General features: G+C 42.8%; 20 protein-coding genes. 14 read left to right on the top strand and 6 right to left on the bottom strand.

Going from position 1 to position 19,665, the window contains the following annotated elements:
* Window positions 1-50 precede the first annotated feature (50 nt).
* From AB1K80_RS07900 to AB1K80_RS07880, 5 genes are all read left to right on the top strand, one after another.
* The gene (locus tag AB1K80_RS07900; RefSeq protein ID WP_412856070.1) at window positions 51-1,376 is read left to right on the top strand and encodes a DegT/DnrJ/EryC1/StrS family aminotransferase; all 1,326 of its coding nucleotides are present in this window, start codon (window positions 51-53) and stop codon (window positions 1,374-1,376) included.
* Window positions 1,351-2,217 carry an HAD-IIB family hydrolase gene (locus AB1K80_RS07895; RefSeq protein WP_412856069.1) on the top strand — a complete coding sequence of 289 codons (867 nt, stop codon included), beginning with the start codon at window positions 1,351-1,353 and terminating at the stop codon, window positions 2,215-2,217. Before AB1K80_RS07900 ends, AB1K80_RS07895 begins: the two co-directional genes overlap by 26 nt.
* The gene (locus tag AB1K80_RS07890; RefSeq protein WP_412856068.1) at window positions 2,214-3,263 is read left to right on the top strand and encodes a Gfo/Idh/MocA family protein; all 1,050 of its coding nucleotides are present in this window, start codon (window positions 2,214-2,216) and stop codon (window positions 3,261-3,263) included. The genes AB1K80_RS07895 and AB1K80_RS07890 overlap by 4 nt, the downstream gene beginning before the upstream one ends.
* A gap of 52 nt (window positions 3,264-3,315) precedes the next feature.
* Complete coding sequence (locus tag AB1K80_RS07885; RefSeq protein WP_412856067.1) at window positions 3,316-4,506, top strand: MFS transporter; 1,191 nt, start codon at window positions 3,316-3,318, stop codon at window positions 4,504-4,506.
* 102 nt (window positions 4,507-4,608) lie between these two features.
* Window positions 4,609-5,238 (top strand): LysE family translocator, encoded by a 630-nt coding sequence (locus AB1K80_RS07880; protein WP_412856066.1) that lies wholly within the window; start codon window positions 4,609-4,611, stop codon window positions 5,236-5,238.
* A 100-nt stretch (window positions 5,239-5,338) separates the two neighbouring features.
* Here AB1K80_RS07880 and AB1K80_RS07875 read toward each other — a convergent pair whose 3' ends face one another.
* Complete coding sequence (locus tag AB1K80_RS07875; protein ID WP_412856065.1) at window positions 5,339-5,620, bottom strand: DUF2651 domain-containing protein; 282 nt, start codon at window positions 5,618-5,620, stop codon at window positions 5,339-5,341.
* 196 nt (window positions 5,621-5,816) lie between these two features.
* On the opposite strand from AB1K80_RS07875, the gene AB1K80_RS07870 reads away from it, so the two are divergent.
* On the top strand, window positions 5,817-6,575 hold the full coding sequence (locus AB1K80_RS07870) for a YqcI/YcgG family protein (protein WP_412856064.1): 759 nt from the start codon (window positions 5,817-5,819) through the stop codon (window positions 6,573-6,575).
* On the opposite strand, the gene AB1K80_RS07865 is transcribed toward AB1K80_RS07870, so the two are convergent.
* Window positions 6,570-7,916, bottom strand: coding sequence for an amino acid permease (locus AB1K80_RS07865; RefSeq protein WP_412856063.1), 1,347 nt, complete (start codon window positions 7,914-7,916; stop codon window positions 6,570-6,572). The two genes, AB1K80_RS07870 and AB1K80_RS07865, sit on opposite strands and share 6 nt — an antisense overlap.
* Window positions 7,917-7,995: 79 nt before the next feature.
* Here AB1K80_RS07865 and AB1K80_RS07860 point away from each other — a divergent pair, with 79 nt between their 5' ends.
* The 3 genes from AB1K80_RS07860 to AB1K80_RS07850 all read left to right on the top strand — a co-directional run bounded on the left by AB1K80_RS07860 (window position 7,996) and on the right by AB1K80_RS07850 (window position 10,299).
* Window positions 7,996-8,592, top strand: a complete 597-nt coding sequence (locus AB1K80_RS07860; RefSeq protein WP_412856062.1) for a DUF1989 domain-containing protein — start codon at window positions 7,996-7,998, stop codon at window positions 8,590-8,592.
* A gap of 192 nt (window positions 8,593-8,784) precedes the next feature.
* The gene (nadE, locus tag AB1K80_RS07855; RefSeq protein WP_412856061.1) at window positions 8,785-9,606 is read left to right on the top strand and encodes an ammonia-dependent NAD(+) synthetase; all 822 of its coding nucleotides are present in this window, start codon (window positions 8,785-8,787) and stop codon (window positions 9,604-9,606) included.
* A gap of 135 nt (window positions 9,607-9,741) precedes the next feature.
* Complete coding sequence (locus AB1K80_RS07850) at window positions 9,742-10,299, top strand: shikimate kinase (RefSeq protein ID WP_412856060.1); 558 nt, start codon at window positions 9,742-9,744, stop codon at window positions 10,297-10,299.
* Between the two features lie 84 nt (window positions 10,300-10,383).
* On the opposite strand, the gene AB1K80_RS07845 is transcribed toward AB1K80_RS07850, so the two are convergent.
* Window positions 10,384-11,169 carry a carbon-nitrogen family hydrolase gene (locus AB1K80_RS07845; protein ID WP_412856059.1) on the bottom strand — a complete coding sequence of 262 codons (786 nt, stop codon included), beginning with the start codon at window positions 11,167-11,169 and terminating at the stop codon, window positions 10,384-10,386.
* Window positions 11,170-11,361: 192 nt separating this feature from the next.
* Window positions 11,362-11,676, bottom strand: a complete 315-nt coding sequence (locus AB1K80_RS07840) for a hypothetical protein (RefSeq protein ID WP_412856058.1) — start codon at window positions 11,674-11,676, stop codon at window positions 11,362-11,364.
* A 92-nt stretch (window positions 11,677-11,768) separates the two neighbouring features.
* On the opposite strand from AB1K80_RS07840, the gene AB1K80_RS07835 reads away from it, so the two are divergent.
* The 5 genes from AB1K80_RS07835 (at window position 11,769) to AB1K80_RS07815 (ending at window position 17,984) form a co-directional block, all read left to right on the top strand.
* Window positions 11,769-12,539, top strand: coding sequence for a nucleotidyltransferase domain-containing protein (locus tag AB1K80_RS07835; RefSeq protein ID WP_412856057.1), 771 nt, complete (start codon window positions 11,769-11,771; stop codon window positions 12,537-12,539).
* Between the two features lie 160 nt (window positions 12,540-12,699).
* Entirely contained in the window at window positions 12,700-13,617 is a 918-nt protein-coding gene (locus tag AB1K80_RS07830) for a proline dehydrogenase family protein (RefSeq protein WP_412856056.1), read from the top strand.
* Window positions 13,618-13,636: 19 nt separating this feature from the next.
* Window positions 13,637-15,184, top strand: coding sequence for an L-glutamate gamma-semialdehyde dehydrogenase (gene pruA, locus AB1K80_RS07825; protein WP_412856055.1), 1,548 nt, complete (start codon window positions 13,637-13,639; stop codon window positions 15,182-15,184).
* A gap of 149 nt (window positions 15,185-15,333) precedes the next feature.
* Window positions 15,334-16,572 (top strand): PucR family transcriptional regulator, encoded by a 1,239-nt coding sequence (locus tag AB1K80_RS07820; RefSeq protein WP_412856054.1) that lies wholly within the window; start codon window positions 15,334-15,336, stop codon window positions 16,570-16,572.
* A 113-nt stretch (window positions 16,573-16,685) separates the two neighbouring features.
* Complete coding sequence (locus AB1K80_RS07815) at window positions 16,686-17,984, top strand: arsenic transporter (RefSeq protein ID WP_412856053.1); 1,299 nt, start codon at window positions 16,686-16,688, stop codon at window positions 17,982-17,984.
* 98 nt (window positions 17,985-18,082) lie between these two features.
* Here AB1K80_RS07815 and AB1K80_RS07810 read toward each other — a convergent pair whose 3' ends face one another.
* On the bottom strand, window positions 18,083-18,760 hold the full coding sequence (locus AB1K80_RS07810) for an amino acid ABC transporter permease (protein ID WP_412856052.1): 678 nt from the start codon (window positions 18,758-18,760) through the stop codon (window positions 18,083-18,085).
* A gap of 11 nt (window positions 18,761-18,771) precedes the next feature.
* Window positions 18,772-19,641 carry a transporter substrate-binding domain-containing protein gene (locus AB1K80_RS07805; protein WP_412856051.1) on the bottom strand — a complete coding sequence of 290 codons (870 nt, stop codon included), beginning with the start codon at window positions 19,639-19,641 and terminating at the stop codon, window positions 18,772-18,774.
* Between the last annotated feature and the right edge of the window lie 24 nt (window positions 19,642-19,665).

Below are 19,665 nucleotides of genomic sequence, written 5' to 3'. Positions count from 1 at the left end.
GAAACATGTTAAATATTAGCATTTGGAATTGATAAATTGGAGGGAATGGCATGCAAATATTGACGAAGATATCAGGTAAAAGCAAGGATTATCTCCCTTTGCTGGATATGATCAATCAAGGCGTTCAAGTGAAGCCTGATGTGGTTGAACAACATGTTGCAAATGAAAAATTGGCGACGTTCCTTGACCAAGATGTCGTGCACATTGGTTTGGAAAAAATTCTCTTCCATTATAAACAAAGTGAGGGGAAAAAGATACCATTCCTGCCTGTTGATAAGCTCATTTCAGAGGATGAGATTGATGATATTATGCATGTGCTGAAAGAAGTCTTGAGCTCTGGTCGTTTTACCTCGGGTCCTTACATTCCACTTTTTGAAAAGACACTCGCTGATTATTTAGAAAAAACATATGTCATTGCGACTTCGAGTGGGACGGATGCCCTGATGATTAGCCTCATATCAGCAGGCGTCCATCCTGGAGATGAGGTGATTTTGCCTGCGAATAGCTTTGCTGCAACAGAAAATGCAGTGCTTGCCATCGGTGGCGTTCCGGTTTATGCCGATATTGACCCGGAGACTTATTGCCTTGATCCGAACGAAATTGAGAAGCATATCACAGATAAGACTGTGTGCATACTTCCTGTTCACTTATATGGAAAGCAGGCAGATATGAAAGCCATTTCGGCGATTGCGAAGAAACATAGTCTGAAGGTGATTGAGGATGGCTGTCAGGCAATTGGCAGCAGCGGACTTGGCGCATTTGGAGATGGACTCGTTCTGAGCTTTAACCCTTACAAAAACCTAGGGGTCTGCGGGAAAGCAGGTGCCATCGTGACAAATGATGAAGCCCTTGCGGAAAAATGTATGGAAATCAGCTATCACGGTTTTGCACCGGGAAAGAAAAATGTCAAACGCAGTGACTATGGTTTAAATTCAAAAATTGATAACTTGCAAGCAGCGATTGGTCTTGAGCGAATGAAGTATTTAGGACTGCAAAATTTCAAGCGCTTTTACTTAGCCAAGCGATATATTGATCAGTTACACACACTTGAAGATGAAGGATATATCAAGCTTCCGACACTAACAGAGGATCATGTATGGCATCTATTTCCGATGAGAGTGCTTAAAGGCGACCGTGACGAAGTGGCGAAGAAATTATTAGAGATTGGGATAGAGACTGATGTGTATTATCCGATTCTGTCACACCAGCATCAAACGCCGCTTGTCTCCAAAAAATATTCACAAACATCATTACCGCACACGGAAAAAGCAGCACAGCAATTGCTTCACTTGCCACTTTATCCAGGAATGCCTCTGCAAGATCAAGAGAAGGTCATCGAGGGGGTGCTACATGTTATCAAATCTTCCGTTCAATAAAACACTGCTGACGCAGCCGAAACGCCCGCAATGGATCGTATTCTGTGACTTTGATGAAACCTATTATTCTCACGGGATGACAGAGAAGCAGCGAGAGGATCTAGCGCGATTAGAAGCATTTGTGGCAGAAAGAAGCGAGGCTGGACAGTTGATGATCGGCTGGGTGACGGGGAGCAGTCTTGATTCTGTCACAAGTAAGATGGAAAAGGGCGGATTCAGCCAGTTCCCGCATTTCATTGCATCTAATTTAGGGACTGAGATTGTATACACGTCCGCATCACATTTTGGTCAGACGGATGTGGAATGGGTGAAGCGACTCGATAAGCAGGACTTTTCAGATGAGAAGATGGATGCCATCTTGAACACGTTACGTGAAAAAGGGATCGATCTAAGCCCGCAAACACAGCTAGGCAGCTCAGGTTATAAGAAGAATTTCTATTATCAGGAACAGAATGAGCGAACAGATTTACACCATCTCTCATTCATTCAAACACTTGCTAAGGAGCATGGTGTGGCAGTCAATATCAACAAATGTAACCCGCTTGCTGGTGATCCGGCAGATTGCTATGATGTCGATTTTTTACCAGTGGGAACAGGAAAGGATGAAATTGTCCGATTCATGCTCAATCAATACGAACTTCCGAAAGATCGTGGCTTTGCCTTTGGTGATAGCGGAAACGACTTGCGAATGCTTCAGTCCGTCACTCATGGCTTTCTCGTCCAAAATGCAACGGCCGAGGCCAAAAGGCATCATCACCAAGTTTGTCATCATGGATATGCAAAAGGAATCTATGAAACATTGAAAACAGTGATGTATAAACATGAGGAGGCTCATTCATGAAGAAAATTGGAATTGTTGGCGCAGGGAATATTGCAAAAGCACATGCAAGAGCATTATCAACGATCAAAGGTGCAGAATTATCCGGGGTGTATGACTTAAAAGAAACCATTGCCCAAGGCTTCATTAAACAGTATGGAGGACAAGTGTACTCAAGCATTGAGTCACTAGTAGATGCATCTGATGGCTTGATTATTGCCTCCCCTAACTTTTGTCATAAGGACCATGCTCTTCAGGCGCTGAGAGCGGGACAGCCCATCTTATGTGAAAAACCAATGGCTGTTTCGCTAAAAGAGGCGAAGGAAATGGTGGAGACAGCCAAACAGTTTCAAGTACAAGCCAGTATGGGCTTTAATTATCGTTACTTATCCTTTGTGAATATTTTAAAGAATTTGATTGCCAATGGTGAACTCGGGCGTATCTTAACAGTTAGAACTCACTTCAAGAAAAATAGTGCATTCCGAAGAAAAACGTTTTCATGGAGAGATAGCAGTGAGAGTCTTCGGACAAGCGGTGCATTAGGAGATCTTGGGATTCACTTAATTGATATGCTGTGGTACTTGTTTGGTAGTGAAATGAAAAAGGAATCACTGAACACCAAGATGCTAACACATGTAAAGGAGAAAGAAGAGAAAAAAGTACAAGTCGATGATCATACAGAAATTTTTGGACAACTAGAGAATCAAGTGTTCTTTCATTTGGTGACGTCTAAAAGCACGCAACCTGAGGAATGTGGGTTTAGTGTTGAAGTGGTTGGTCATGACAAGGTGTTCACATACCATACAAACATGAAAAACGAATATGAGGTAAGTGATGGTGTACATGTAGAACGTCATCAAATGCCGCAAACCTTGCTGACAGATCCTTCAAATGAATTTTACGGATGGTCCGATACGTTTCGTGATCAGTTGATGCATTGGGTGAATACAGATCGATATCCAACGCATATGAACGTGGCTGATTTTGAGGATGGATATCGGGCGCAGGCGGCATTAAACATATGCTTCGAAAGAGAAGAGGCTGTGGCATCTGCGCGTGCATTTTCATGATAAGGTGGAGCGGAGATGAGACACTCCGCTCCTTTTTAGAGGAAGTGAAAAGATGGAAAAAGTATTTTATTTTGGCTGTGTTTTTTATTTTTTTATTGGCACTATTCATGTGTTTTTTGGCAGTTTAACGCCTTATTTATTAACGGTCTATGATAAGGGACCAGGGGAATTATCTTCTTTAATCTTTTTTCAGTTTATTGGCTTTTTGTCAGGGGTTCTCATATCACCTATTTTAGTGAGGAAAAGAGGCTATGGTGCGGTTCTGACCATGGGGCTTCTCTCCATGATCTTGTCACTGCTTCTTGGACTGCTAGTACCTGGCTGGACGACACTTGTTGTGGCTGGTTTCCTATTAGGAGGCGGTGCAGGGAGTCTTGAGACGACGGCTGGGGCGTATGTGATTTCAATGGAGAACAGCGCCAAGCGAATGAGTATCATGGAGGTATTCTTTGGATTAGGTGCGTTATTATTCCCGCTTGTGATCTTGCTGACTGTCACAGAGCAGACATGGCATTATGTGTTCTTATTCCAAATTGCAGCGCTCACCATGTTCCTCCTGCTCTGGCTTATTTTTATACACACATTACCTCAAAAGCAAATGACCAGTCCTACGCATCAGGAGCATAAGCGGACGTCCTTGCTTTTTAATCGAAGCCATCGAGGGATCGTGATCCTCATGATCTGCTTTGCCTTTTTTTATGCAGGCATCGAAACCAACTTTGCCAACTTTTTACCTTCGATCATGCTTGAAAAAGGGGAAGACCACTGGAGTCTTTTTGCTGTTTCGATTTTTTGGACAGCCATTGTTATTGGACGTACGATCGTTGCAAGAAAAGCAGACCACCTGCAACCGCTCCGTTTTTTGAAAATCAGTGCGGCTTTGATGATTGTGTTGCTCGGGGCATTTGCGTTCACAACACACACCATCGTGCAGCTGCTTCTCATCTTTTTCATTGGTTTATGTGCGGCAGGGATGTTTCCAATCGCCCTCACGGCATCAGCTTTAATGATTGAAAATGCCATTGATGAGGCAACGAGTTATTTTATTGCAGCCGCTAGTTTAGGCGGTGCCTGCTTGTCATTTTTGGTCGGTTTTAGCTTGGAATGGGCTGGTGCCACAAGTGCCGTTCTCGTTTTTGCCTTTTTAGCCGTTCTCCTCTTTGCAGCAGCGATTCAAATGAATCGTTCTCGAAAAAAAGAGGAAATACCAGTGCAACATGGTTCGTTGAAAGTTGATCAGTAGACTGTTTTTTCAGGACACAGTTGTTGAAGGGAAAGGACTTGTACTAAAACGTTCCGTTTATGAATAACATGTACAAGTCAGCATCAAAAGGAGGACGTCTATGTGACGGTGTTTTTTGGTTATATCTTCTTAGGATTGTCACTTTCAGCACCTGTTGGACCTGTGAATGCAGCTCAAATTGACAGAGGGATTAAAAGTGGATTTTGGCATGCGTGGATTTTTGGTGTAGGAGCCATGGCTGCGGATATTGTCTATATGCTCCTCATTTATTTTGGTGTCGCCCAGCTTTTGACCGCCCCTCTTGTGAAAACTTTTTTATGGCTGTTCGGTTTTTTTGTTCTTACCTATACTGGCATTGAAAGCCTTCGCAAAATCAATTTGCAGGAAAGCCCGAAAAAAGACGTAAGAAACACATCGATCGGTCAATCATTTATGACGGGGTTTTTCATTTCGCTTTCCAACCCGCTCAGTATTTTATTTTGGCTCGGCATTTATGGAAGTATATTAGCGAATACGATCGAAAAGTACGGCGCATCCCAAATGTTCATGTACAGTATGGCCATTTTTATTGGAATGCTCATCTGGGATTTTAGTATGGCGTTACTCGCCAGCACATTTAGGCGCTATTTGAATGAACGAATTTTACACGGATTGTCTGTTCTAGCAGGTCTATCTTTGCTCGGATTCGGCGCATATTTCGGGTATCAAGGTGTCATGGCGTTGATTCACTAGAAGAATTGAAAATGAAAAAACAGACTGATTCTTTCAGTCTGTTTTTTTAGTCGCTGGTTGAGATTGATGTATAGGATCTCATTGATTGGTCAAGAAAGCCTCATCGTGTCTTTCCTTTCTTTCTATCCTGATAATAGAGGTAGATAGATTTAGACAAACCGCACGATACGAAAGTGAGGGACGCCATCAAAAGAACCCAGTACAAATTACTAAGGTCAAATCCAGTGTAAGCGAAAATGAAAATGGTGGAGAGCACGACCGTTGACATGAGAACGATAGACATTCGTTTACATATGATGTATCCAATGATTCCCCAGAAAAAAGCCATGACTGGCAGTGTGAATAAGATGAGATACATCGGATGAAAGAATAGAAGACGCATTTAACATCACATCCCTTCATGTATGAAAGGTATGTATAGGCTATTTCATACATGATTGGATAAAAAGGGTCAACTTCCTGCTTCATCCACGAAAAGAAGGAGTTTGTTGTGCAAAACTTAGTCGTTTCAGGACAGTCACCACAGTCTTTTTTCACTCATAGGCTATGGGGAAGACGCTAAAACGAGGTGGAAGGAAATGGCCCAGCTATATGCAAAAAGTTGCCTTGATCAAAATCTCTGTTCACTAGAAGAATGGAAGCAGGATGCTTTCACGCAATTTGGAGACATGGTAGGAGATGAGGCAGATACATTCCCTTGTGTACCAGGAAGACAAGGATTTTTCCGGGATCATTTGCGTTATGGGTTTGTCGGTGACCCGAGGGTAGATGATGCTGTCAATGAGCTGGCAGAGTTATTAAGAGAATATCAAAGCTGTGCAAAACAAACCGGTCAATACGCTTCATTTATCTGCTTTTTTGAAACACCTCAAGATTTAAAAGAATGTTCGGTAGAGGAGTTTGAACAGCAGTTCTGGTCATTGCTTCAACGATTACACCAGAAAGATGAAGTGGCTTGGCCTGAAGAGGTTCCGATAGACCCCCATCATCATCAGTGGGAGTATTGTTTTCATGGAGAGGCCTATTTTATTTTATGTTCAACACCGGCTCACAGGCTTAGAAAAAGCCGACACTTTCCTTATTTAATGATGGCGTTTCAGCCGAGATGGGTGTTTGAGACATTGAATGGGTCGACCACATTTGGTCAAAAAATGAGCCAACTTGTTCGTAAACGGCTGAATACCTATGATCAAGTCAGCATTCACCCATCATTAAAATGGTACGGAGATCCGACCAATCATGAATGGAAGCAATACTTCCTCCCAGATGAAGAGGCGGAGAAACCAGCCTCCGCCAAATGTCCATTTACTGCATTTAAAAATATGATGAAATTATGAGGGAGCCTGTTCTTGATTCCACTTTTTCCTCATGAATAGCACCATGATGCCAATCACTGAAATGATCCCAATGCTAATAAAGAAGCCAGGTCGTCCGCTTGCCTCTGTCAGTGTGCCGGAAACTGCCGCGCCTATTAAGAGTAATGCAAGAAGCATTTCCACCGTTTGGCGGGTGGATGGCTTTGATAGTTTTTTGCTTGAGAATAGAATAAACACCCATGTATATAGAAGGGTGAGACCAGCAGCAGTTGTCAGATGCTCGTAAATGTGTTTGGACAAAAAGAGTGCAAGCAAAATCGACACGATCAATCCTGCTGCTGTTAAGATAATCGAAGGCCATCCGACATGAGATGGGTCTTTTTGTTTAAAACAAGCAGGGGCATCATGATGTTCTGACATTGTGCCAAGCAAGGTGGTGACAGCATAGAGTGAAGCCACCAATGTAGAAAATCCAGCAATAATGAAAATGCCATTAAACACATGGAGAAAGATCGACAAGTGAAACGGCTCTAACGATGTAATAAATGGACTGCTATCCTGATTGAATGCTGATAATGGGACAAGAAGTAATGCAAGACCTATGGAGACAATATAAATCACCGCTAAAATCATAAGCATGACGCGCCCAGATTTGGCTGCATCCTTCGGGTCTTTTAAATGAACCGCCATGAGTCCCATGACTTCAATTCCTCCGAATGCATAAAATGCATAAATCAACCCATTCCAAAGTCCAAGTGGACCAAGTGGCATCCATTCATCATCTTGGTTTGGTAAGTGCAAGGTCGGTTTCTGATCTGTTAGAACACCGCATAAAACAAGAACAGCGAGGATCATAAATAGAAAAATGGCCCCCGTCTTTAATACGGCAAGAACATTTTCTGTTTTTTGAAAAGAAGACAGTCCGATGATAATGACCAATAAGGCAAGAGCGGAATAAATAGCAGAAAGCACCCAAAGCGGAATGGATGGAAACCAGTGACGGGTAAATAGGGAAATCGCCGTCAGTTGACTCCCAGTAATCAGCATCTCTGCAAACCAGTACACCCAGCCATTGCTAAAACCCGCCCAGCGGCCATACGCCTTACGCGCATAGGAACAAAACGAGCCTTTATCTGGGTTTTCCGCTGTCATGGCGGCCAAATGCTTAAAGACAATATATGTGCCGATGGCAGCAAGTAAAAACGAGATACAGACGGAATAACCCGATTTTGTAATCGCGATACTGGAGCCAAGGAAGAAGCCTGTGCCAATTGTACAGCCGACTCCGATGAGAGAAAGCTGCCACCATGATAAAGATTGTTCTTTCAATGTACGCGCAACACCTTTCTGTTTCATTGACATTAGCTTGTGACCACCGCCTTTTTTTATACATGGGCAAGGGCACGTTTTGGGCATACTGTCATGGAAAGGGGTGCATGGGATGACAAATGAATATGTGATTATGCCGAAAGACGGGCACGGATTTCGCTTGAAAAAAGGTCAATGTCTGAGAGTGGTCGACGTTGAAGGTCAGCAAGTAGCAGATGTGATGGCATATCATGAGAAGGATTTTTATGAAAAATTTGATCAAGGCGCTACAATGGACAGTCTGTTCTCGTCTAAAGTTAAAAAGGGAGACAAGCTCTACTCAAATTTATATAAACCAATGTTCACTGTCATTGAAGATACAGTGGAATGCCATGATTTGCACATGCCTGCTTGCCGGCAAGAAATGTATCAACTCCTGTATGGTAGAACCCATTTAGAAGTCATGCATACATGCTACGATAATTTACGCACATCCTTTGAGCCGTTTGGGATACCAAAGGAAGATATGTACTATCCGTTTAATGCATTTATGAATACAGTCATTGATGAAAAAGGAAAGTTATCTGTTGAATTGCCAAAGTCAATGCCTGGTGATTACATTCGCTTGCGTGCGGAAATGGATTTGATTGTAGCCGTTTCTGCATGCCCGGCTGATATTGGCAAATGTAATGGGGCAAGCTGTACATCCATACGGGTGGAAATTGATTAAATACGAGAGACCAGTCACAGGACTTGGTCTCTTTCACTTGTACATGTTTAATGATAGATCAAAAAGGGGTACGTCTTCAAAATAACTGATCAAAACATGATATAATAAAGTGACTAACATCGTTGTGAAATCAATGGAATTGAAAGTAAAACCTGTTCTCTCCATTTAGAGGATGCTTAGGAGGAAGAATGTATGAGTTTGCAGAAAAAGATCAGCCAAGAGTTGTATGTGCAGCCCTCAATTGACCCGAGGCAGGAGATTGAAAAACGGGTTCAATTTCTCAAAGATTATGTAAAAAAGACTGGTGCAAAAGGGTTTGTCCTAGGGATTAGCGGAGGGCAGGATTCTACACTTGCCGGGCGTCTTGCCCAGCTAGCTGCCGAAGAACTGCGACAGGAAGGAAAAGAAGATGCGGTCTTTATTGCGGTGCGTTTGCCACATGGCTTACAGCAGGATGAGGAAGATGCCCAGCTTGCGCTTTCATTTATTCAACCAGACAAGTCATGGACATATGATATTGCGCCTGCAGTCACCGCATTCAGTGATCAATATCAAAAGGAAACAAATGATCGTCTATCGGATTTTAATAAAGGCAATGTTAAGGCACGCATGAGAATGATTGCACAGTATGCCATTGGTGGACAGGAAGGCTTACTTGTCATTGGCACAGATCATGCAGCAGAAGCAGTGACTGGATTCTATACGAAGTATGGGGACGGTGGTGCGGATGTCCTCCCACTAACGGGTCTCACCAAAAGACAAGGACGTAGCTTGTTAGAAGCTCTTCAAGCACCAGAACGACTATACTTAAAGGTACCGACAGCCGATTTACTAGATGACAAACCACAGCAAACAGATGAAACAGAACTTGGAATGACGTACAGTGAAATTGACGATTACTTAGAGGGTAAACCCGTATCAGACCAAGCGGCAGAAGCGATTGAAAAACGTTATCTGCAATCCGAACATAAACGTCAAATGCCGGCATCTTTGTTTGATGATTGGTGGAAATAAGAAGAAGCGACCCTCTCCAGAGATGGAGGGGGTTTTTCGTGTGTATTTCGAGTTTGCCTATCTTTTCACAGAAGACTTATCATATAATAGAAGAAAATTGTAGCATTCCTTGTCGTAAGGAGGACGCATTCGCATATGAAAAGCATAAGAGAGATCCCAGAGAGTCAAAGGAATATTGTCCTCATTGGCTTTATGGGTGTTGGAAAAACAACCATCGGGCAACTGGTTGCCCAAAAGCTCAATCGAGACTTCGTTGATGTGGATCAGGAGATTGAAAAAAACCACAATATGACGATTCCGGAAATGTTTCAGCAAAAAGGAGAAGCATTTTTTAGACAGGCTGAAAAGGAGTATATCGTCGATTTATGTGAACATACCGAACGAAAGATTGTGTCACTTGGAGGTGGCGCGTTTAAACAAGAGGAGATCAAACGCTCGTGCCTAAAGCATTGTACGGTTCTATACCTCGATGTATCCTGGGATAAATGGAAAGAGAGGCTGGATATGTTAATCGAACATCGCCCGGTTCTCCACAACCGAACAATGGATGAAATAAAAGAACTATTTGAAGAGCGTAGAGACATGTATGCCGATCATCATGTCAGAGTCGATACAGATGACTTAGCGCCAGAGAAAGTGGCCGATCATATTGTAGCAACCCTCAAGCTTGGCGAGGATGTATCCACTTCATAAAAAAGTCTACCTAAGAGTGGTAGACTTTTTTCTATGAGCGCGAATGTCAAACAAACGTTTAATTAAAACGGTGAGAGCCCTCTTCTAGTATAAGTCGAAACGTTGATCTGTCATGACGGGGATTTGTTTTCTCACTTCATCGACCAGTTGAAGGTCAATCTTTGCGTAATAAATGTCCTCGTCTTTGTTCGTCTCAAGCAGGACACGTCCAAGTGGATCAATCACCATGGAATGTCCAGGGAATTCAGTGTCTTTACTAGTACCCGTTCGATTGACAGCGATCATATAGGACTGGTTTTCAATCGCTCTTGCGATGAGCAGACTGCGCCAATGATCCACTCTTGCCGTTGGCCATTGTGCCGCATTGACAAGTACCTTTGCCCCTTTGTTGACAAGTGTTTTCGAAAGCTGAGGAAAACGAAGATCATAGCAGATCATCGCACCAATTGTCACATCTTCACGATAATCAAATAAACCGAACTGATGGCCGGCAGTTAAATATTTGTGCTCATCCATCAGGCGGAATAAATGGATTTTATCATATTCCAACACAAGCTCCCCTTGCCGGTTAAAGCCATACATCGTGTTGGTGATGTCTTCATTCTCTCCACGCTTATTTAATACACTACCTGCAATGAGATACACTTGGTGTTTGCGGGCAAAGGAAGAGAAAAGCTCTTTTGTTCGTTCACCGTTTACATCCGCAAGCTGATCTGCTTGGTCCAATGCGTATCCGGTATTCCACATCTCAGGTAAAATGATGAGGTCAGGCTGTTGATGCATCGCTTCCGTTAAAAACGCTTCTGCTTTCTGAAAGTTTTCATCAGGTTTTCCTATTTGTACATCCATTTGAACAAGTGCAATTTTCAAGTCTAATTCCTCCTTTTCCGTCTGTGAACGTATGCTACATCATGAGTTCTTCAAGCTAATTTCTTTATCATAAAGGTTTGTGCCATCTTTGCCAATAGAAATGTCAGAAGGTTTCGTCATTATTGTGTGTGCGACAACAGTGATCAGTTTGTATAAAAGAGAAAGAGACCCCTATGTGAGGGTCTCTCTTCATTAGTAATTGGAGTTCTGTCTCGTTTTTTCATCATGGATGAGGGCAGTGATGATGAGGATAAAGGCAGTGATGATATGAAGAATAAATCCGACAATTGGAATCCAACCTAGGCATGATGTGATGATTCCGACGATGCTTCCAATGATCGGTCCTTGGTCTCGCTTCGATAAGACGAGTGTGATAATATGCAAAATAAGCATGACCAGGAGCGGTGTATAGCCATTACTGATAATAAATAAGCCCCCAATGACTGGGATGGCAAGGCAGGCTTCAAAGATTCCGGTGATCCATTTCATCGTGCGGGAGATAGACATCCGGTTCAACTCCTTTTTCATATATGTCTTATTCGTATTTTCCCAAAACGTGAAGAAGTCATGCAGTAATTTATAGAAAGAGTGGATTGAATGTGAGAGAGAGAATCAAGGAAGAGCTGAAAAACATCGAAGATACGTTTGACGTCAAGATTTGTTTGGCAGTCGAATCGGGCAGCCGGGCATGGGGATTTCCTTCAACTGATAGCGATTATGATGTGCGTTTTTTATACGTTCCTCGAAAAGAATGGTATTGGTCGATTGAAAAGCATCGTGATGTCATTGAATTGCCGATTGATGATGAGCTGGATATAAGCGGATGGGAGCTTAGAAAGGCATTACGCTTATTCAACCAATCGAATCCGTCCATCATGGAATGGCTGTCATCCGATATCATCTATGCCGAATCCTTCTCTCTGGCGAAGCAGCTGAGGGAATTAAAGGATCGTGCGTTTTCTCCAGTTGCACTCATGTATCATTACCTCAACATGGCCAAGCGGAATGAAAGCCAATTTTTACGAGGCGAGCAAGTGCGGATCAAAAAGTATTTTTACGTGCTTCGCCCCTTACTCGCCTGCCAATGGATTGAGCGTTATCAAAGTGTACCCCCAATGGATTTTCATGACCTATTAGAGGCGCTTGTAGAGGATGGGCCACTTTTATCAGAGATTCATGAGCTATTAAAACGCAAAATGGCTGGCGAAGAAATGGATATTGAGGAACGTCTCTCATTTGTCCATCCGTTTATTGAAAGAGAACTGGTGCGATTGCATGAATTGGTGAAAAGCTACAATCAACCGAAAGAAAATCTCCAACAAGAATTAAATCAGTTATTACAGTCTACCCTTGATGAGGTGTGGGCGTAGTCGAGAAAGAGCCAGCCGGTTAGCCGCTGGTTCTTTTTCATGTTGATTGTGATAAAACCACAAAAATTGTCTGAATTTTTGTCATCTTCGAATATTGTAGCGAGCCGTTCATGAGCCTTACAATAAAGTCATAGCTTACTAAGAGTGGGGGGTGCCCTTTATGGAGTCGGTCACAAGAAATTTTTTCTTGTTTTTATCAAAGAACAGTCTCTTGAACCATATTGCTCGTCATTGGGGAAGTGCTGTCGCCTCGAAGAGAATCATTGGGGGAAAAGATTTTGAGAGTGCCATACCTGTGATCAAACGATTAAATGATCAAGGGATGGCAGTGACAGTCGATCATCTTGGTGAATTTGTGACCAGAGCAGAGATTGCAAATGAACGGACAAATGAATGCGTTCGCACCATTCAGAAGATTGCGGAAACAAAGCTCAATTCCCAAGTGTCACTCAAAATGACATCACTTGGTCTGGATATTGACGATGACCTTGTTTATCGTCATATGAAAACCATTTTAGATACGGCAGAGAAGCATCGCATCATGGTGACCATTGATATGGAAGATGAACAGCGCTGCCAAAAAACGCTGGATCTTTTCAAAGAAATGAAATCTCAATATGAGTATGTGAGTACGGTTCTTCAGGCGTATTTGTATAGAACTGAAAATGATCTTGATGACTTAAATGAATTCCAGCCATTTTTAAGACTCGTGAAGGGTGCCTATAAGGAATCAGCTGAAGTGGCATTTCCAAACAAAAAAGATGTTGATGAAAATTACAAAAAACTGATTGAAAAGCAATTACTAACGGGGAACTATACAGCCATTGCCACACATGATGATCAAATGATTGAGTTTACGAAGCAGATCGTGAGCAAGCATAACATCAAGCCAAATCAATTTGAATTTCAAATGTTGTATGGCATGAGATCTGAAACGCAGCAGGCACTAGTGAAAGAAGGCTATCAAATGAGGGTCTATACACCCTATGGACGCGAGTGGTATGGCTACTACATGAGACGCCTTGCAGAGCGACCGGCAAACATTGCATTTGCTTTCAAAGGGATGACGAGAAAATAAAAACGGGAGCGTGACAAAGATGACAACACCTTATAAGCATGAACCATTCACGGACTTTGGCCAAGAAGAAAACCGACAAGCGTTTGAACAAGCATTAGCAAAAGTAACGGAATCTCTTGGGCAAAGCTATCCGCTGATCATTAATGGAGAAAGAATCGAAACAAAAGATCACATTGTATCGATCAATCCTGCGAAAAAGGATGAAGTCGTTGGGATCGTGTCAAAGGCAGGAAAGGAAGAAGCAGAGCAAGCGATCCAAGCCGCAGCAACCGCCTTTGAAACATGGCGTTATACCACTCCAGAGGAAAGAGCCGGTGTGTTATTCCGAGCGGCGGCAAGCATTCGCCGTAAAAAACATGAATATTCAGCGCTACTCGTAAAAGAGGCAGGGAAGCCTTGGAATGAGGCGGATGCAGATACAGCAGAAGCCATCGACTTCCTCGAATATTATGCTAGGCAAATGCTAGAGCTAGCGAAGGGAAAACCGGTCAACAGCCGTGAAGGAGAACGGAATCAGTACGTGTATACACCAACTGGCGTGACGCTCGTCATTCCGCCGTGGAACTTCTTATTTGCCATTATGGCAGGAACAACCGTTGCGCCAATCGTCACAGGAAATACCGTCGTATTAAAACCAGCAAGTGCTACCCCAGTCATTGCGGCTCGGTTTGTAGAAGAACTTGAGAATGCGGGTCTTCCAAAAGGTGTAGTGAATTTCGTGCCAGGAAGCGGGGCAGAAGTAGGAGATTACTTAGTCGATCATCCGAAAACAAGCTTGATTACATTCACTGGTTCAAGAGAGGTGGGGACACGCATATTTGAGCGTGCAGCGAAAGTTCATCCAGGCCAACAGCATCTCAAGCGTGTCATTGCTGAAATGGGGGGCAAGGATACGGTGGTTGTAGATGAAGATGCAGACGTCGAACTTGCAGCGAATGCCATTTTCACATCAGCCTTCGGTTTTTCAGGTCAGAAATGCTCGGCTGGGTCACGCGCTGTTGTCCATGAGAAACTGTATGATCAGGTGATCGAACGAGTAAAGGAAATCACGGAAACGAAAACAACAGCCAATCCACTATCGGCTGATGTCTACATGGGACCTGTCATTGATCAAGCTTCTTTTGACAAAATTACCGAGTACATCGAGATTGGCAAGCAGGAAGGTAGATTAGTCACTGGTGGTACAAGTGATGATTCGGAAGGATATTTCATCCACCCAACCATTTTTGCAGATCTGGCGCCTACGTCTCGCCTGATGCAGGAGGAAATCTTTGGTCCGGTGTTAGCTTTCTCAAAAGTCTCAAGCTTTGATGAAGCGCTTGAAGTAGCCAACAACACTGAATACGGTTTGACGGGGGCTGTTATCACAAACAATCGTGACCACATCAGCCGTGCAAAGCAAGAGTTTCATGTTGGGAACCTTTACTTTAACCGGAACTGTACGGGAGCCATTGTTGGATATCATCCGTTTGGCGGGTTCAAAATGTCAGGTACAGATTCAAAAGCAGGCGGACCAGATTACCTAGCTCTTCACATGCAAGCCAAAACCATTAGTGAAATGTTTTAATCGACAGAGCATGAACCGGTGTAGACGGGTTCATGCTTTTTTTGTGACCCACACATGATCCCTCATTTTTGCCTATGGAGACTTGTTCCTATACAAAACGGACCCGAAAACAGTATGATACATGTATCACTTATTGGGGAGCAATTGGGATGGAAGAGATATTAGAAAAGATCCATACTTTTTATGATGTCGATAAATTAATTGCATTTATTAGTGGTTATTTGAAAAAGCCAGTGATTTTGGAAAGCACGGAATGTCAGCTGCTTGCTTATAATTCATATAGCATCCAGCAATTTGACCCAGTGAACCAGCAAACCATTTTCTCAAAGGAGTGCCCAGGGGCTGTGGTAGATTGGCTAAAAAAAACAGGGGTGATTGAGCGCCTGCACACAGAATCAGAACCCTTTTATGTGAATGGTCATCAACCGCTTGGATTTAACCGGCGCGTGGCTGTAAGTGCGAAGCATAAGCAGGAAGTGGTAGGCTTTATTTGGGTGCAAGACATTGAAGATTCTCTCTCGCGAGAAGAACTGCAATTTTTACACGAAGCCTCCTTTCAGGTTGGAAAAGTCATTTATAAACATAAGAAACAGCTGGAGAAAAAGGAAGGCAAGATTGAAGAGTTTTTTAAAAAGGTGATGGATGATCACTTTTATACAGAAGAAGAAATGAAATGGGAAGCTGAAAATTTGAGTATTCCACTCCCAGTCGTATTTACCGTCATGGTCGTGCACGCTGCCGATAACAAAAGTGAGACGGCAGAAGATGTGAAGGATGTCATCAGAACGTATTTGCAGCTTGAAGACAAGGTCAACCATGTCTATTCCGTTCAAGCGGATATCGTCGTCATCTTAGGGAGTCTATCGGATCGACACTCGCCAAAAGCAACCGCTGCGGATGTCATCGCCCACCTCCAATCGAAAGCGCATTCACAGACATCACCGCTATACATTGGGTTGGGGAGAGAATATCGAGATATTATGAAAATGAGTACGAGTCGCTTTGAAGCAATAGAGGTGGTCAAGGCTGTGAAGATTGTAGGAGGTCAAGAACTCATTCCATATGATTATGAGCATTTGGGTGTATTTCGCTTCTTAGACCCGATTTACAGTCATCAAAAGAAGAAAAATGACTTCAATCCAGATCTATTGCGCTTAAAGGAAAAAGACCGTGACAGCCACACATCTTTTTTAAAAACACTCGAAGTCTATTTGTTGAATAATTGCAAACTAAAGCCAGCGGCGGAGCAATTATTTATACATCAAAATACATTAAACTATCGATTGAAACAAATTTTTGATATGACCTCAATTGATTTAAGTCACTTTAGTCAGCGCTGTGAATTATTTATTGAATTGATGCTGATGAAAAAAGATCAATCCACGTAGCCGCAGGCGTCAGAGCCTGCGGTTGTTTATGATGAAAAAATAGTCTCCCAATGACTTGATTTCATTGTATGATAGATAAAGATTTTATGAGGAAAATGAAAGGAGGGTCACCTTTGGGATCAGTCATCTTGGCGATTTTGATTTTCATCATGACCCTTGTCCTTGTTATTTGGCAGCCAGGGCGCTTAACCATTGGTTGGTCGGCATGTGGAGGAGCCATTCTAGCGCTTGTTTTTGGTGTCGTTCATCTTGGGGATGTGTGGGAAGTCACGCAAATTGTGTGGAACGCTACCTTTGCCTTTATTGGCATTATCATGATTTCACTCATTTTAGATGAAATCGGCTTTTTCGAATGGGCTGCCCTGCATATGGCAAAAGCAGCAAGAGGAAATGGTGTCCGCATGTTTATTTATTTAACATTGCTTGGCGCTGTTGTTGCGGCTTTCTTTGCCAACGATGGAGCGGCTCTTATTTTAACGCCTATTGTGTTATCTGTGGTGAGGGCCTTGAAGCTAGATGATCACATGGTACTGCCATTTGTCATGGCGAGTGGTTTTATTGCAGATACAACGTCCTTGCCATTTGTCATTAGTAACTTAGTCAATATCGTATCAGCTGATTATTTTCACATTGGCTTTCTCGCATATACAGCGAACATGTTTGTGCCAAATCTTGTATCGCTTGGGGCGAGTATGCTCGTTCTCTATTTATTTTACAGAAAGCTCATTCCAAAAACATACGATATGTCGCAGGCGAAAGCGCCAGCGTCTGCTATTCGAGATGCTCGCATGTTCCGCTTGTCTTGGTATGTGTTAGGCTGTTTGCTTGTTGGATATTTTGCCGGGGAGCTGATTGGGCTGCCAGTATCGCTCATTGTGGGCGGTATTGCCATTGTCTTCTTATGGCTAGCAAAAAAGAGTCCACAAGTCGCGACAAAACGTGTCATCAAAGAAGCGCCGTGGTCCATTGTGTTCTTTTCCATCGGTATGTATGTCGTAGTGTATGGCTTGAAAAATGTCGGACTCACAGAGGTACTCGCTGCGTGGATTGAACAAGGGGCATCTCATGGACTCCTTGCAGGTACGATGTTTATGGGCATGCTAGCCGCAGTCTTGTCTTCTGTGATGAATAATCTCCCTACAGTGTTGATCGATGCCATTGCCATTGGACAAACGGATACGACAGGTGTAATGAGAGATGCGCTGGTGTATGCCAATGTCATTGGCTCGAATCTCGGTCCTAAAATGACCCCGATCGGATCACTAGCGACATTGCTATGGCTTCATGTCTTAAAGAAAAAAGGCGTACATATCTCATGGGGAGCATATATGAAGGCCGGCATCATCCTGACGATTCCTACATTACTCCTAACTTTATTGGGGTTATATGTGTGGTTATGGTTGATCCATTAAAGAGCAGGTGAAAGCAATCCTTTGCAAAAGAGGGAACAGGCGAAATGAGCCCGTTTTCGAAAAGTGAAGAGCGAATCCATTGGATTCGCTCTTATTGGTTATAAATATTTAGCATAGCGTTTTTCTAAAAAGTCTTGAAGCAATGAAACAATACTGCAAATGCCCCAGTAAATCAATGCCACGAGAATATACATCGTCATATAATCAAACTCTCGCCCGCCAACGATCTTTGCTTGCTGAAAGAGCTCAGGCACAGTAATCATCGCTGCAAGTGAAGAAGCTTTGATTAAATCGAGCATGACATTGGTCAATGGCGGCAAGGCAATGCGAACGGATTGAGGCAAAATGACCCCGCGCATTCTTTGCCAATAGGTAAGACCTAGTGACTTAGCTGCTTCCACCTGACCATTTGGAACAGAGGAGAGGGCAGCTCGATTGATTTCGGCGATATATGCAGCACTATTGAAACTGAAACCGATAATCGCAGCAGTGACAGCTGTAAACTCAATGCCGATATAGGGAAATCCAAAGTAAAGGATAAACAAAATGACTAGGATAGGAACCCCTCGCATAAATGAAATATACAGCCGAGCAGGTAGCTGGAGTACCCAACTATTCGCCATTCTACCAAGGGCAATAAAAAAACCGAGAATCGTGCCAAAAAACATACTCACAAAGGAGATGAGCAGCGTCAGCCAAATGCCTTTCATGACAAATGGAAACGACGCCTTTGCCAGTGCAGGATTAAATATATACTCTAAATGAATATCTCCCACGATTAGGCTCCTTATTTGGACAAGTCGACATTTTCGACATCAGCATCGATTGTCTTTGAAACATCAGCACCATTAAAGAATGTTCCAGAAATCTTTTTCATCGTTCCGTCTTTTTTCATGTCGTTTAGCACACGATTCAATTCTTTTTGAAGCTCTGTATTATCTTTCTTCATGACAAAGCCTTGTTCATTCGGCATATATTTTAAGTCTGGGTGAATGGTAATATCTAATTTAGGAAATGCCGCTAGCGCGAGTGTTTGCAAGTAATAGTCATTCAGAATAACATCTGTCCGTCCGTTTGCTACATCTTTTAAATATTGCTCATTCGTGGCATTGTCATAAATGACTTCTTCTGCACCATATTTACGAGCAACATCCATATAAATTGTTGTTGCAGCACCAGCTGCTTTCTTCCCTTTCAAATCTTCCAAGGTCTTAATGCCAGATAAATCGTCTTTTCGGACAATCGCTGTTCCATAAGAATATTTATAAGGGGTCGAAAATGCAAATTTATCCTTGCGATCTTCTGTAATATCAATATCATTTGCGGCAGCATCCACTTGACCAGAATTAATGGCGCTTAGCATACCGTCATAACCCATTTCCTTAAACTCAACTTCAACGTCAAGGCGTTTAAACGCTTCTTTGACGACTTCAACCTCATAGCCAGTCAATCGATCTTTTCCATTAGATGTATCGTGGTAGGAAGTCGGGTAAAGAGTGCCAGACGTAGCGACAACAATTTTCCCTTTCTTTTTAATCTCATCCCACTTTGATTCTTCAGACTGGGATGAATTTTGACTACAACCAGCAATGACAAGCATGAGTGCAGTTAAGACTAGCATCATCCATATAGGTTTTTTATGATAAAAATGACTCATTTAAATGGCCTCCTCTATTTTTTG

Origin of the sequence: Bacillus sp. 179-C3.3 HS (genome assembly GCF_047229225.1) — a bacterium.
In the GTDB taxonomy this organism is placed as follows: Bacteria; Bacillota; Bacilli; order Bacillales; family Bacillaceae; genus Bacillus.
Note: the sequence above shows the minus strand (reverse complement) of the source record. Positions and strands in the feature narration are given on the sequence as shown.

What these genes read in the sequence shown, in the direction of transcription:
- AB1K80_RS07900 (WP_412856070.1), top strand. Translation starts at nt 51, where the DNA reads ATGCAAATATTGACGAAGATATCAGGTAAAAGCAAGGATTATCTCCCT.
- AB1K80_RS07895 (WP_412856069.1), top strand. Translation starts at nt 1,351, where the DNA reads ATGTTATCAAATCTTCCGTTCAATAAAACACTGCTGACGCAGCCGAAA.
- AB1K80_RS07890 (WP_412856068.1), top strand. Translation starts at nt 2,214, where the DNA reads ATGAAGAAAATTGGAATTGTTGGCGCAGGGAATATTGCAAAAGCACAT.
- AB1K80_RS07885 (WP_412856067.1), top strand. Translation starts at nt 3,316, where the DNA reads ATGGAAAAAGTATTTTATTTTGGCTGTGTTTTTTATTTTTTTATTGGC.
- AB1K80_RS07875 (WP_412856065.1), bottom strand. Translation starts at nt 5,620, where the DNA reads ATGCGTCTTCTATTCTTTCATCCGATGTATCTCATCTTATTCACACTG.
- AB1K80_RS07870 (WP_412856064.1), top strand. Translation starts at nt 5,817, where the DNA reads ATGGCCCAGCTATATGCAAAAAGTTGCCTTGATCAAAATCTCTGTTCA.
- AB1K80_RS07865 (WP_412856063.1), bottom strand. Translation starts at nt 7,916, where the DNA reads ATGTCAATGAAACAGAAAGGTGTTGCGCGTACATTGAAAGAACAATCT.
- AB1K80_RS07860 (WP_412856062.1), top strand. Translation starts at nt 7,996, where the DNA reads ATGACAAATGAATATGTGATTATGCCGAAAGACGGGCACGGATTTCGC.
- nadE (WP_412856061.1), top strand. Translation starts at nt 8,785, where the DNA reads ATGAGTTTGCAGAAAAAGATCAGCCAAGAGTTGTATGTGCAGCCCTCA.
- AB1K80_RS07850 (WP_412856060.1), top strand. Translation starts at nt 9,742, where the DNA reads ATGAAAAGCATAAGAGAGATCCCAGAGAGTCAAAGGAATATTGTCCTC.
- AB1K80_RS07840 (WP_412856058.1), bottom strand. Translation starts at nt 11,676, where the DNA reads ATGTCTATCTCCCGCACGATGAAATGGATCACCGGAATCTTTGAAGCC.
- AB1K80_RS07830 (WP_412856056.1), top strand. Translation starts at nt 12,700, where the DNA reads ATGGAGTCGGTCACAAGAAATTTTTTCTTGTTTTTATCAAAGAACAGT.
- pruA (WP_412856055.1), top strand. Translation starts at nt 13,637, where the DNA reads ATGACAACACCTTATAAGCATGAACCATTCACGGACTTTGGCCAAGAA.
- AB1K80_RS07820 (WP_412856054.1), top strand. Translation starts at nt 15,334, where the DNA reads ATGGAAGAGATATTAGAAAAGATCCATACTTTTTATGATGTCGATAAA.
- AB1K80_RS07805 (WP_412856051.1), bottom strand. Translation starts at nt 19,641, where the DNA reads ATGAGTCATTTTTATCATAAAAAACCTATATGGATGATGCTAGTCTTA.